Origin of the sequence: Corynebacterium sp. MSK195 (genome assembly GCF_030228885.1) — a bacterium.
Lineage (GTDB): Bacteria > Actinomycetota > Actinomycetes > Mycobacteriales > Mycobacteriaceae > Corynebacterium.
In genome coordinates, this window is record NZ_JASPGT010000005.1 from 41,205 (window position 1) to 54,842 (window position 13,638).

General features: G+C 60.6%; 8 protein-coding genes. 3 read left to right on the forward strand and 5 right to left on the reverse strand.

Annotated features, from left to right (window positions below; all coding sequences use genetic code 11):
- Positions 1 to 32 precede the first annotated feature (32 nt).
- Both QP909_RS06605 and QP909_RS06610 read left to right on the forward strand, forming a co-directional pair.
- The gene (locus tag QP909_RS06605) at positions 33 to 4,739 is read left to right on the forward strand and encodes a type I polyketide synthase (protein WP_284766625.1); all 4,707 of its coding nucleotides are present in this window, start codon (positions 33 to 35) and stop codon (positions 4,737 to 4,739) included.
- Positions 4,714 to 6,270 carry an acyl-CoA carboxylase subunit beta gene (locus QP909_RS06610; protein ID WP_049377556.1) on the forward strand — a complete coding sequence of 519 codons (1,557 nt, stop codon included), beginning with the start codon at positions 4,714 to 4,716 and terminating at the stop codon, positions 6,268 to 6,270. The genes QP909_RS06605 and QP909_RS06610 overlap by 26 nt, the downstream gene beginning before the upstream one ends.
- Before the next feature lie 188 nt (positions 6,271 to 6,458).
- Here the strand turns inward: QP909_RS06610 and QP909_RS06615 are convergent, their stop codons facing one another.
- From QP909_RS06615 to trmB, 5 genes are read right to left on the reverse strand one after another with little or no spacing between them, the layout of a single operon-like run.
- Positions 6,459 to 6,788, reverse strand: coding sequence for a DUF3054 domain-containing protein (locus QP909_RS06615; RefSeq protein WP_284766626.1), 330 nt, complete (start codon positions 6,786 to 6,788; stop codon positions 6,459 to 6,461).
- Positions 6,785 to 7,801, reverse strand: coding sequence for a lysylphosphatidylglycerol synthase transmembrane domain-containing protein (locus QP909_RS06620; RefSeq protein WP_284766627.1), 1,017 nt, complete (start codon positions 7,799 to 7,801; stop codon positions 6,785 to 6,787). Before QP909_RS06620 ends, QP909_RS06615 begins: the two co-directional genes overlap by 4 nt.
- Positions 7,802 to 9,955: an MMPL family transporter gene (locus QP909_RS06625; RefSeq protein WP_284766628.1), complete on the reverse strand. Its 2,154-nt coding sequence runs from the start codon at positions 9,953 to 9,955 to the stop codon at positions 7,802 to 7,804.
- 12 nt (positions 9,956 to 9,967) lie between these two features.
- On the reverse strand, positions 9,968 to 10,561 hold the full coding sequence (locus QP909_RS06630; RefSeq protein WP_005325427.1) for an NYN domain-containing protein: 594 nt from the start codon (positions 10,559 to 10,561) through the stop codon (positions 9,968 to 9,970).
- Complete coding sequence (gene trmB / locus QP909_RS06635) at positions 10,562 to 11,338, reverse strand: tRNA (guanosine(46)-N7)-methyltransferase TrmB (protein WP_284766630.1); 777 nt, start codon at positions 11,336 to 11,338, stop codon at positions 10,562 to 10,564.
- 349 nt (positions 11,339 to 11,687) lie between these two features.
- Between trmB and QP909_RS06640 the strand changes: the two genes are divergently transcribed.
- A complete protein-coding gene (locus QP909_RS06640; RefSeq protein WP_284766631.1) occupies positions 11,688 to 13,511 on the forward strand; it encodes a phosphoenolpyruvate carboxykinase (GTP) in 1,824 nt (607 codons plus the stop codon).
- Positions 13,512 to 13,638 lie beyond the last annotated feature (127 nt).

Below are 13,638 nucleotides of genomic sequence, written 5' to 3' on the forward strand. Positions count from 1 at the left end.
TTTAGTATTTTTCCGTAACGAAAGACCTTTTTATGACCATCGAGCAACTGCGAGCATGGCTGCGTGACTGGGTCGCCCAGGCCACCGGTGTTTCCGCCGAAGAGATCCTAGATTCCAAGCCTTTGGAAAATTATGGCCTCTCCTCGCGGGATGCTGTAGTGCTATCCGGCGAGCTGGAAAACCTTCTGGGCACCCGCCTCGATGCCACCGTGGCATATGAGTATCCCACCATCGAGCTGCTGGCGGACCGCCTGCTGAACGCACCTGCGGCGCCCCAACCAGAAGAGCACGCCCCGCGGATCGCGCAGGGATCCGACGTTGCGGTCATTGGTCTTTCCGGCCGCTTCCCGGGCGCCAAGAATGCCCAAGAGTTCTGGTCTATGTTGGCGGAATCCCGCGCAGGCACCGGCCCGTTGCCAGTGGGCCGGTGGTCCGAGTACTCCGCCGATCCGGTCATGAGTGAGAAGATCGCTCAGCAGAATACCGATGGCGGTTACCTTGAAGACATCGCCTCCTTTGACGCGGAATTTTTTGGCCTGTCCCCACTTGAGGCCGCCAATATGGATCCCCAGCAGCGCATCCTATTGGAGCTGGTGTGGGAAGCGCTAGAAAACGCCGGTATTCCCGCCAATGAGCTGCGTGGCACGCAGACCGGCGTGTATATGGGATCGACCAATAATGACTACGGCATGCTCATCGGCGCGGATTCCGCCGAGATGCACCCGTATGCGCTAACTGGCATTTCTTCTGCTGTGGTGGCCAACCGTATTTCCTATGCCTTGGATTTCCGCGGCCCTTCCATCAACGTGGATACGGCTTGCTCCTCCTCCCTCGTGGCGGTGAACCAGGCGATGAAGGATCTGCGCACGGGAAGCGCGGACGTGGCGCTGGCCGGCGGCGTGAATATTCTGGCCGCCCCGCATGCGTCCACGGCGTTCTCGGAGTTGGGCGTTACCTCTCCAACGAGCGCCATTCACGCCTTTTCGGATGACGCCGATGGCATCGTGCGTGCCGACGCCGCCGGCGTCCTCGTGCTCAAGCGCTTGGAGGACGCGGAAGCGGACGGCGACGATATCCTCGCCGTCATCAAGGGCTCGGCCGTCAACTCCGATGGCCACTCCAATGGCCTGACCGCCCCGAACCCGGAGGCACAGGAGGATGTGCTGCGCCGCGCCTATGCTGATGCGGGCGTAAATCCACAGGACGTGGACTATATCGAGGCCCACGGCACCGGCACCATTCTGGGCGATCCGATCGAGGCCTCCGCCCTAGGCCGCGTGCTCGGCGCGGGGCGTGGGGTCGATACTCCTATTTTGCTCGGCTCGGCCAAGACCAATATCGGTCACTCCGAATCCGCCGCGGGTGTGGTAGGCCTCATTAAGGTCATCCAGGCCATGCGCAATGACGTGATTCCGGCCAATATCAATTACTCGGCGCCGAACCGCTATATCGATTTCGAGGCCGAGCATCTCGAGGTAGTCGAGGATCCACGCGAGTGGCCCGAGTACTCCGGCCACAAGGTCGCTGGCGTATCCGGCTTTGGTTTCGGCGGCACCAATGCACACGTTGTGCTCACCGATTACCGCGGCACCCCGGCCGAGCGCGAGCCCCAGCTTTCCACCGAAACGGTGGCATTGCCGGTCTCTGGCCTCTTGCCTTCGCGCCGGGCGCGCGCTGCGGCCCTGTTGGCAGACTTCATTGAAGCGGAAAAGCCCGCGCTTGTCGACGTCGCCCGAACCGTCGCTCGCCGCAACCACTCCCGTTCCCGCGCCGTCGTGACGGCTAGCTCCACCGAGGAAGCGGTCAAGCGTCTGCGCCAGGTAGCTGAGGGCAAGGTTTCCGTTGGCATCGCCGCTGCGGATTCCCCGCAGGTCCCGGGCCCAGTATTTGTTTACTCCGGTTTCGGATCCCAGCACCGCAAGATGGCCAAGGACATGATTGCGCTCTCGCCGCAGTTCAAGGCCCGCTTGGAAGAGCTGGATGCCATCGTGGACTTTGAGTCCGGCTGGTCCATCCTGGATATCGTCAACGACGACGCCCAAACCTATGACACCGAGACCGCCCAGGTGGCCATCACCGCCATTCAGATTGCATTGACGGACCTGCTCGCTTCCTTTGGCGTTCGTCCGGCCGGCGTGATGGGCATGTCCATGGGCGAGATCGCAGCGGCCTATGCCGCAGGCGGCATCTCCGCAGAGGACGCCATGGTCATTGCCTGCCACCGTGCGCGGTTGATGGGTGAGGGTGAGGCGTCGCTAAGCGATGCCGAGCAAGGAGCCATGGCCGTCGTAGAGCTCTCGGCCGAGGACATTGCCGCGCTCGACGGCAATATCGAACCCGCCGTGTATACCGGACCCGGTATGACCACCGTGGGCGGCCCCCGCCAAGAGGTGCTGGACCTGGTGGAAAAGCTCGACGGCGAGGGCAAGTTCGCCCGTGCGCTCAATGTGAAGGCCGCCGGGCATACTTCGGCCGTGGACCCCATCCTGGGCGAGCTGCATGCAGCCATCGCCGGCATGGAAGCCAAGCCGCTGCACACCCCGCTGTTTTCCTCCGTAGATAAGGGCGAGGTTTATCGTCCTGGTACCACCGTGCACGATGAGGATTACTGGCTGCGCATGACCCGCCACTCGGTCTACCTGCAGGATGCCACCGAGGCGGCCTTCAACGCCGGCCACACCCAGCTGGTAGAAATCTCGCCGAACCCGGTAGCGCTGATGGGCCTCATGTCCACCGCCTTCGCCGTGGGCAAGGCCGATGCCCAGCTGCTGTATGCGTTGAAGCGCAAGGTGGAGCCCACCGAGTCCTTGCTGGATCTGCTCAGCAAGCTTTATGTTGCCGGCATGCCGGTAGATTTTGGCGCGGTCTTTGGCTCTGGTGCGCGCGTAGAGGCGCCCTATACCCAGTTCAACCGTCAGCGCTTCTGGACCAACGCGCGTCCGTCGGCCGGCGTATCCGACCTGCCGGGCGCACGCGTCAACCTGCCAGAGGGAAAGGTGGCCTTCTCTACCAATGCGGACCAGGCACCTTCCGCGCTGGCCATCGTGGAGGCCGCGGCCGAGGCTGTCAAGCCTGGGGCGCGCATCATCGCTACCGAGGAGCATGCCGATCTGCCACCGCGCGGTGAGGTCACCACGGTGGTAAGCCAGTCCATCGGTGGCATGTCCGTGGCCGTCTACGCTGTCCGGGGTGCGCAGACCGAGCTTTTGGCGGAAGGCTTTGCCTCCGCCTTGGACTTGGGCGTGGCGCCCATCCCGGGCGTGGCCGATGTGCCTGAAAGCGAGCCTGCAGCAACCGCAGAAGTTGATGCCGTGCGCTGGGATCCCGCGGAGGAAACCGTGGAAGACCGTCTCGCGCTCATCGTGTCGGAATCCATGGGCTACGACGTCTCTGACCTACCGCGCGAGCTGCCGCTCATTGACTTGGGCCTGGATTCCCTGATGGGCATGCGCATTAAGAACCGCGTGGAAAATGACTTCCAGATTCCGCCGCTGCAGGTGCAGGCGCTTCGCGACGCCTCTTTGGCCGACGTCATTGCCATGGTGGAAGAGGCCGTAGCCGGCGGCAGTGTGGATACCAGCGACATTGCTTCTGCGGACACCCCTGCACCAGAAGAAGACGAACCCGGCCAGGGCGTCGGCGTTGCCCCGCGCGATGCCTCGGAGCGCATGGTCTTTGGCACCTGGGCCACCTTTACCGGTAAGGCAGCTGCGGGCGTTACCTCGGCGCTGCCTGAGGTAAGCGATGAGGTAGCGACCCAGATCGCCGAGCGCCTCACCGAGCGTGCCGGCATCGAGGTCACCGCCCAGCAGGTCCACGAGGCTGAGGCGCTAGAGACTTTGGCCGACCTCGTCCGGGAAGGATTGGAGACCGAGGTAGAAGGCAATATTCGCGTCCTGCGCGAGGCTGATGGTCCTGCCGTATTCATGTTCCACCCAGCTGGCGGCACCACTGTGGTCTACCAGCCGCTGACCCGCCGCCTGCCCGAGGACGTGGCAGTCTACGGCGTAGAGCGCATTGAGGGCTCGCTGGAGGAGCGCGCTGAGGCTTATATCGAGGACATCCTGCACTACGCTCGCGGCCGCAAGGTCGTGCTCGGCGGATGGTCCTTCGGTGGCGCGCTGGCCTACGAGGTGGCCTATCAGCTGCATCAGCGCACCCAGCGCGGCCAAGACTCGGTGGATGTGGCGTTCATCGCGCTGCTGGATACCACCCAGCCGTCGAACCCAGCGCCGGATACCCCGGAAGAAACCCGTGCCCGGTGGGAGCGCTACGCGGCCTTTGCTAAGAAGACCTACGGCCTGGACTTCGAGCCGCCGTACGAGATGCTTGAGACCATGGGCGAAGATGCGCTCATGACCATGTTGGCGGAGTTCCTCGCTACTACCGACGCCTCTGAGCACGGCCTTGCCGCCGGCGTTCTGGAGCACCAGCGCGCTTCCTTCGTGGATAACCAGATTCTGGCCAAGATCGACTTCCATCGCTGGGCCGATGTCACCGTGCCGGTTCTGCTTTTCCGTTCCGAGCGCATGCACGACGGTGCGATTGAGCTGGAGCCGCGCTACGCTGAGATTGACCCCGACGGCGGTTGGGGAGTTATCGTTAAGGATCTAGAAATTGTGCAGCTGCAAGGTGATCACCTAGCAGTGCCCGACGAGCCGGCCATCGGCATCGTGGGCAAGCATATGGACGAATGGATCGAGGAGAAGATACGTGGCGGCCAAGCAGACAACCGCTGAGAAACTCGCTGACCTGCGCGAGCGTCTGGACAAGGCGCAGGACCCAGGCAGTGAGCGCTCCCGCAAGCGCCGCGACGAGGCTGGGCGCACCACCCCTCGTCAACGCATCAATGAATTGCTAGATGAGGGTTCCTTCGTCGAAACCGGCTCCTTGGGCAAGACCCCGGGCGACCCTGACGCCATTTATTCCGATGGCGTAGTCACCGGCTATGGCCGTATTTCCGGCCGCCCAGTGTGTATCTACGCTCACGATAAGACCGTCTATGGCGGCTCTGTCGGCGTGACCTTTGGCAAGAAGGTCACCGAGGTCATGGACATGGCCATCAAGATTGGCTGCCCAGTCATCGGTATTCAGGATTCCGGCGGCGCCCGCATCCAGGATGCGGTGACCTCGCTGGCCATGTACTCCGAGATCGCCCGCCGCCAGCTCCCGCTGTCCGGCCGCAGCCCGCAGATTTCCATCATGATGGGCAAGTCCGCCGGTGGCGCCGTCTATGCTCCTGTGACTACGGACTTTGTCATTGCCGTGGACGAGGAAGCAGAAATGTATGTCACCGGCCCGAACGTCATCCGTGAGGTTACCGGTGAGGACATCACCTCCGCCGAGCTGGGCGGTGCTCGCCAGCAGGAGCTCAACGGTAATGTCTCGGCGGTCGTCCCTTCCGAGGACGACGCCTTTGATATGGTCCGCGATCTCCTCGATCACCTGCCGCTGACCTGTTTTGATGAGGCGCCGGAGTTCGCTGCGCCTGCCGACGCCGAAGTGGCCGAAGACGAAGAGCTCAATGCTTTCATGCCGGATGACACCAATGCTGGCTACGACATGATGGACTTGTTGACCCAGCTGGGCGATGACGAGGATCTCATTGAGATTCAGGAGAACTTCGCTCCCAATATGATCACCGCCTTTGGCCGCATCGATGGCAAGACCGTTGGCTTTGTGGCCAATAACCCCATGCACCTTGCGGGCTGCATTGATGCCGACGCCGCCGATAAGGGCGCGCGCTTCATCCGCATCTGCGATGCTTACAATATTCCGCTGGTCTTTGTGGTGGATACCCCGGGCTACCTGCCGGGCGTGGAACAGGAAAAGGTGGGACTTATCCACCGCGGCGCCAAGTTTGCCTTCGCCGTGGTGGAAGCCACCGTGCCGAAGGTCTCGCTCATCGTGCGCAAAGCCTACGGCGGTGCCTATGCGGTGATGGGCTCGAAGAACCTGACCGGTGATATCAACCTGGCGTGGCCGACCGCGCAGATCGCCGTGATGGGTGCGGCCGCTGCCGTGGTGATGATTGCAGGTAAGCAGCTAGAAGCAGCCGAGACCCCGGAACAGCGAGAGATGACCAAGAAGATGTTCATGGACTTCTACGATGAGACCATGACGGCTCCGTATGTTGCGGCTGAGCGCGGCTATCTAGACGCGATGATTCAGCCGAATCAGTCGCGCTTGGCGCTCCGTCAGGCACTGCGCCAACTGGCCACCAAGCAGGAAAGCGATCTGCCGAAGAAGCACACTATTGCGCCGATGTAATGCCTTGTGCTTGGATAGCATATAAAGAGCTAATCCTAGTGAAGGAGTTATCTATGATTTTGTCTAGCGCTGTGGATATCGTCAGCGAACTTATCGGTTTCATCGTTGATATTCTCAATCAGGCAGGCGTACCGGTAATCTCCAAGTAAGTGGAGCAAAAAATAAGGAGGGTTAAACCCTCCTTATTTTTATTTGCGGGCGAAAAGCCGCCAGCCAAAGAAAAATAGTGCGGACATCACCGTCGCTACGATAAGGAAGCTCCAGTGCGGCAGGCGGCCGTTGACGAGCATCCACAGCGCCATACCGCCCACGACGGTGCTCAGCCAGACGATTCCGCCTTCCTTCCACTTGCCTTGCGCTTTGGTAGCCAGGATGATGCCCCAGCCGATAAGCGCGCCTACGGCCCAGGGCCAAAAGGCATCTACCCAGGTGGAAAAGCTCAATCCGCCGTGGGCGAGGCGGGCAGCCACGGCGAAGAGCATCAGGGCGATGATATCGATTACGGGGGCGATTCTCATGCGTTTTCCTTTCGGTTCAAGGCGGCGTAGGTAATGCCCTTGCGGGCATAGTGCCAGAAGTAGATTAGCCAGCCAATGATGGTGATCAAGGCAAAGGAGATAAGGCGGTAGATGATGGCCGCGCCGGTAGCGTCCACCGCGGTCATACCCGTGGCCACAAGAGTGGCGATGATCGCGGCTTCCACCGTACCGAGGCCGGCCGGCGTGACCTGAGCGGAACCGGCAAGCTTAGCGGTGAGATAGGCCAGCGCCACGCCGGCCATCGTCGTGGTGTCATCGCCCGCGTGCAGCGCTGGCAGGTGGCCGGTAACGGCCCACACACAGCCCCATAGCGAGACCATATCGATCAGGCGGTTGGCCAGGGAGTAAAAAGATACCCAGGCGAATTGGCGGCGGGTAAGGTGTACCTCTTCCAGATTCTTGACCTGGTCTACGAGGGCCTCGCGCTTGGAGCCTTTAATGAACTTCTGGCGGTTGAGCCAGCGAATGATTTTATCCGGGTGATTGGTCAGCCAGAACAGACCGCCAGAAAGCGCCAGCATGAGCACCAAGGTGCCGATGAGGGACCAGAGCGCCATATCCGCGTTCAGAAAGAGCACGCCGCCCAAGCCAATGAGCACGAGCCACATCGTGGAAATTGCAGAGGACAGCACGAAGAACCAGCCACACAGCATGACGGACGCGCCCCATGTGCGCTGCACATAGAAGGTGAGGATGGCGGAAAAGGCCGGGCCGGCCGGAAGAGTGGTGGACCAGGCATTAGCGGCCAACGTCAGTGCTGCGGTTTCTGCGGCCGGCACCTTTACACCGCCGGCGCGAATGAGCAAGCGCATGACCTCGCCCATGGCGAGCACCGCCATGATGGATGCGAGGATCACCAGTGCTATCGCGGCCGGGTTGGAATGAGACAGCCGCGAGAAGCCTTCGCGCAGGAAGTCCAGCTCATCGCGAAAGATATAAACCAAAACCAGCAGGACGATGAGCGAGGCGATGAGGCGCAGCCAATTCTTCACTTACTTACCCCCTTCGAGGCGTTTTTTGAGTTCAGTGAAGGGAACAGTCTTGCCGCGGTGCGTCGCACCGCCAGTCAAAGTGGTAGTGGCGTGGCGCAGCCAGCTAGGGGCCCACCAGTTATCCTCGCGCAGCAAGTGCATGACGGCCGGAACGAGGAGCATGCGGACAATGGTGGCGTCGATAAGCAGGGCAAAAATCATGCCGTAGGCAATGTATTTCATCATCACGATATCGGAGAAGCCGAAAGCGCCGGAGACCACGATCATGATGAGCGCCGCTGCGGTAATAATGCCGCCGGTATGCGCGGTGCCGGCCGCAATAGACTCGTCGGTGGAAGCACCGCGTCGGCGGGCCTCCACCATGCGGGAGACCAAAAAGACCTCGTAATCGGTGGACAGGCCGTAGACGATGGCGATGATGAGCACCAAAATCGGGCTCATGAGCGGTCCTGGCGTGAAGTTGAGGATGTCCGAGCCCAAGCCGGCAACGAACATTAACGTCAGGATGCCCAGCGTTGCGCCCAAGGTCAGCAACGTCATCACAATGGCCTTGAGCGGCAGTACAAAGGAGCCGAAGACAAGGGCCATGAGCAGGAATGTAGCCAGCACCACGTAGAGCGCCATCCACGGCAGCGTGTGGAAGAGTGCATCGAGGGACTCCACCTCCATGGCGGGAGTACCGCCCACGTAGAGGTTCACACCCTCAGGGGCCTTGACCTTTTCCAGTTCGTGCACAATCTTCGCGTAATCATCGCGGTCTTCAATGCCGGCGGAAAGGACGGTAGTGCCGTCCTTGGTGGCAGTCGTCGGCGCCATGGGCTCGGTGAGGCCGTCGAGGCCGCGGACCTGCATGACGACGTCGACAAGCTGCTGGTTCGAGGCGTTTTCTACCACGAGCTTGACCGGCTCCGTTCGGAAGGCCGGGAACTCTTCGTTGAATTTATCCTGTGCCACGCGGGTGTCCTGGTCAGGCGGCAGGTAAGACTCGTTGATGCCGCCAAAGGTGATGCTCATAATGGGCAGGGTCAGGGCAATGAGCAGGCCGCATACCGCGATGGTCAGCCCGCGGGCATGGCGCATGGCCCAGCGCGGGAGCTTATACCACCAGGTGTCCTGAATAGTGCGTGCCGTCCGCGAGATGCGGCGCACGGACCAGGTATCGATCTTGGGGCCGAGCATGCCAAAAATGGACGGCAGCACGGTGACCGAAAGGAGCGCGGCCAAGCCGACTGCAGAAATGGACCCATAGGCCACGGATTTCAGGAAGGCCTGGGGGAAGAGGAAGAGGCCGGAAAGCGCAACGGCGACCATGGCTGCGGAGAAAACCACAGTTTGACCGGCTGTCGCGGTGGTGGTGGCCACCGCCTCCTCCGTGGAGCGGCCCTTGTCCAGCTCTTCGCGGAAGCGCGAGACCATAAAGAGTCCATAATCGATGGCTAGGCCAAGCCCCAGCAGCGTGACGACGGCCTGGGCAAAGACATTGACCTGCGAGAAGCCGGCCAGGATGGACAAGATGCCCAAAGAACCCAAGATGGAGAGCCCACCGACCACCAGCGGCATGCAGGCCGCAACAACGGAACCAAAGACCACCAGCAGGAGGACGCCTACCAGCGGCAGGGCGGCCTTTTCGGCGCGGGAAATATCGTGGGACATTCCCTCATCCAAGGCATCAGCAACCGCGGTGGCACCCGCAATCTCCACCGGTGCGGTGGTATCCGTGAGAGCGCCCTCGATGGCGCGGAAATCCTTCAGCGTCTGCTCATCATCGCCTTTCAGGCCGATAGCGGCGAAAGCCAGCGAGTGATCAGCATTGACCAGGTTCGGGTTCTTCGTGTCGAAGTAGCTGGTCACGGAGTCAATCTGGTCCGGATGCTCCGATTTCAACTGCGCCAAGTGCTGCTTGGCAGCGTCGAAGTTCTCATCGGGGGAATGGAAGAGCAAGATGACATCGCCGGAGTTATCGCGGCCGAATGCTTCCTGCTCGATCTGGGCCGCGCTTGTCGACGCCGCATTGGGATCCTCCCAGCCCTCCTGGCTCATGCGGTCATCGAGCTGCAAGCCAAAGCCGATAAAGAGCGCAAGGATGGCGGCGACGATGATGGCGGGGATGAGCCGGCGGTGCGCATAGGAAAAACGTCCCCATTTTTCAAACATTGGGGCAGCCTCCTAGCGGTTATTAAGCAGCGCAGCCAGGGGACGGAATGGCTGCAGCCATGCACCACCCTCGGGCAGGTTATCCAGGTTCACGCGCGGTAGCGGCTCGCGGAATACGCCCTCGATATCTTCTAGGTCCACAAAATTGATATCCGCGTGGCCTACGGCCCACGCGGCATGCTCATGGAAACCGAGGACCGTCACCGGAAGGCCTTCCGCGATGAGCTCTTCCAAAGGCTCCTGGAAATTCTGGCCATCGGCGGAGGCAACAATCACGCCGGCTAGATCCTCACGGAGACTTTCGATGTGGTCGAGCATGTCCGGATCCACGTCGTCGTCTTCGTGGATCTTGGGCTTGGCAAAAACGCCGAAGCCTACGTTGCGGATGGCTTCTACCCATGGGCGGATGACATCGGCGCCGCCCGGGGTGACATTAGTAAAGACATCGGCGCGCGGCTCCGCATCAACGTCCTGGGCAAGGTGTACCAGCCAGCGGCCGATGGCGTCGAAGCGCGGGCGGTGTGCGGCGGTGGGGCGGCCGCCGAGCAGGGAGCCCAGGCCCATGTCCATATTCGGCGCATCCCAGACAAGTAGGTAGGTGCTCATTTATTTCTTCTCCCAGAGATACTCCGTGATGACGTGTTCTTTATCTAGGCCCTTGCCCTCAAACTTGGTGATGACCTGACGGTCCACCAACTGCGGGCACTCTGGCCACGGCCAACCCTTGTAATCCAGGCTCGGCTCTACGTCCACAAGCTCATCGATCCACTCGGCGTATCCGGCGTGGTCGGTAGCAACGTGCAGCACGCCGCCCTTCTTCAGGCGGGAAGCAAAAAGGTTGAGTGTGCCCGACTGGATGATGCGGCGCTTATGGTGGCGGGCCTTTGGCCAGGGATCCGGGAAGAAGACGCGGATGCCATCAAGGGATTCCGGCGCAAACATGCGCACCATGACCTCGATGCCATCGCCGCGAATCATGCGGATATTGTCGATGCCCTCGCGCTCGATCTGGCCCAGTAGCTTGGCCAAGCCCGGCTTGTAGAGTTCGACGGCGATGATATTGGTATCGGTTTCCTTCGGCGCCATGGCGGCGGTAGAGGTACCCGTGCCGGATCCAATTTCCACGATGGTCTTGGCGCCGCTGCGGCCAAACCAGGCATCGAGGTCAATGATCTCGTCTTCCAGTGTGCGGCCTAGTTCTGGCCAGCGCTTTTCAAAAAGCTCATGCTGATTTTCGGTCAGCGTGCCGCGGCGGAAGGTGACGTTGCCTAGGCGTGGGTAGTCGAGCTCGTTGTTGAATACGGCATTGAAGTCAGTCTGTGGCGGGCGACCTGGAGGCATTTCTCCAGCGCGGGTGTTTTGAGAGTTATCTGTGTTATTCATTGCGGCCTATTTTTCCCTGCTTAGCCCTGCCAAGCAATACGCCGCGCCGTGGGTCACGTGTGGCGAGGTCAATCCGGGTATAACCAGTGGGCCCGGTTGGGGGTGGAAGATGATCGTTTTGATTGCCGCTGGGGAGGGTAATAGACCCCCAGACAGGGGGATGGGAAAAGGCGATTTTTAACACAGTATCTGTGGTTGCGCTTGGTGAAGTTCTGGTAAACGCGGTGGATATAACCGGTGTGACAAAATCTGCGCAAATTATTCGGACAAGCACGTTAATCTTGAGGTGAAAGGCACAGTTGGGGATTTATTTCCCCAATTTTCATACCCACCCTCAGGAGAATTACTAATGACCGCCACTATCCCAGGGCTCGTCGGAGAGCTGCCGACTAAAAACGAAAAGCTTATCGGCTGGATCAGCGAGAACGTTGAGCTCTTCCAGCCGGACCAGGTGGTCTTTGTAGACGGCTCCCAGGACGAGGCTGACCGTTTGGCCGCAGAGCTGGTGGAAAAGGGCACGCTTATCAAGCTGAATGAGGAAAAGCGCCCTAATTCCTACCTGGCTCGCTCCAATCCTTCCGACGTTGCCCGTGTGGAATCCCGCACGTTCATCTGCACCGAGCACGAAGATGGCGCTGGTCCTACTAATAACTGGGCACCGCCAGCTGCGATGAAGGAGGAGATGACGGAAGCATTCCGTGGCTCCATGAAGGGCCGCACCATGTACGTGGTTCCCTTCTGCATGGGTCCGATTAGCGATCCGGAACCGAAGTTGGGCGTGCAGTTGACTGACTCCGCCTATGTGGTGCTCTCCATGCGCATCATGACCCGCATGGGTGCGGAAGCCTTGGACAAGATTGGTGTCGACGGCGATTTCGTCCACGCCCTGCACTCCGTGGGTGCCCCGCTAGAGCCGGGCCAGGAAGATGTTGCGTGGCCGTGCAATGACACCAAGTACATCACCCAGTTCCCTGAAACCAAGGAAATCTGGTCCTACGGTTCCGGATACGGCGGCAACGCCATCCTGGCGAAGAAGTGCTACGCGCTGCGCATCGCTTCTGTCATGGCCAAGGAAGAAGGCTGGATGGCTGAGCACATGCTCATCCTGAAGCTCACCAATCCAGAAGGTAAGAAGTACCACGTTGCAGCCGCCTTCCCCTCGGCGTGCGGCAAGACCAACTTGGCCATGATTACCCCGACCATTCCGGGCTGGAAGGCTGAGGTCGTCGGTGACGATATTGCCTGGCTGCACCTGCGCGAGGATGGACTTTACGCAGTTAACCCGGAAAACGGTTTCTTCGGCGTGGCCCCTGGTACCAACTACGGTTCCAACCCGATTGCCATGCAGACCATGGAGCCAGGCAACACCATCTTCACCAACGTTGCGCTTACTGATGACGGCGATGTCTGGTGGGAGGAAATGTCCAAGGAGGCACCAGAGCACCTCATCGACTGGACCGGCGAAGACTGGACTCCGGAATCTTCTACAAAGGCAGCGCACCCGAATTCTCGTTACTGCGTCCCGATTTCTCAGTGCCCGAGCGCCGCTCCGGAGTACGACGACTGGCAGGGCGTGAAGATCGACGCCATCCTCTTCGGTGGCCGCCGCAAGACCACCGTTCCGCTGGTAACCCAGGCCTTCGACTGGAACCACGGCACCATGATCGGTGCCCTGCTGGCTTCCGGCCAGACCGCTGCAGCAGAGGGCAGCGTCGGCACCCTGCGCCACGATCCGATGGCTATGCTGCCGTTCATTGGCTACAACGCTGGTGACTACTTGCAGCACTGGATCGATATGGGTGAAAAGGGTGGCGACCGCATGCCGTCTATCTTCCTGGTTAACTGGTTCCGCCGTGGCGACGACGGCCGCTTCCTGTGGCCGGGCTTCGGCGAGAACTCCCGCGTGCTCAAGTGGATCATTGACCGCATTGAGGGCAACGTTGAGGCCGAGGAAACCGTCGTGGGCCACACCGCCCGCGCCGAGGATATCGACCTCGAGGGCATCGACTTCGATATCGAGGACGTTCGCGCCGCTCTTGCCGTCAACCCGAAGGACTGGGAAGGCGATATGCAGGATAACGCCAGCTACCTCAACTTCCTGGGCTCCCGCGTGCCGTCCGAGGTGTGGGACCAGTTCCGCGCCCTGAAGGAGCGCGTTGAAAACGCCTCCTAAGCACTAGGCTCAGCCAACCCCCAGCGACGTCATTGACGCTGGGGGTTTCGTATTGCCTTAACTAGATATAAAAAGTAAACAATAAGTTAATCTTAGTTAATAAAAGTGAAACTCTTTATCGTTAACG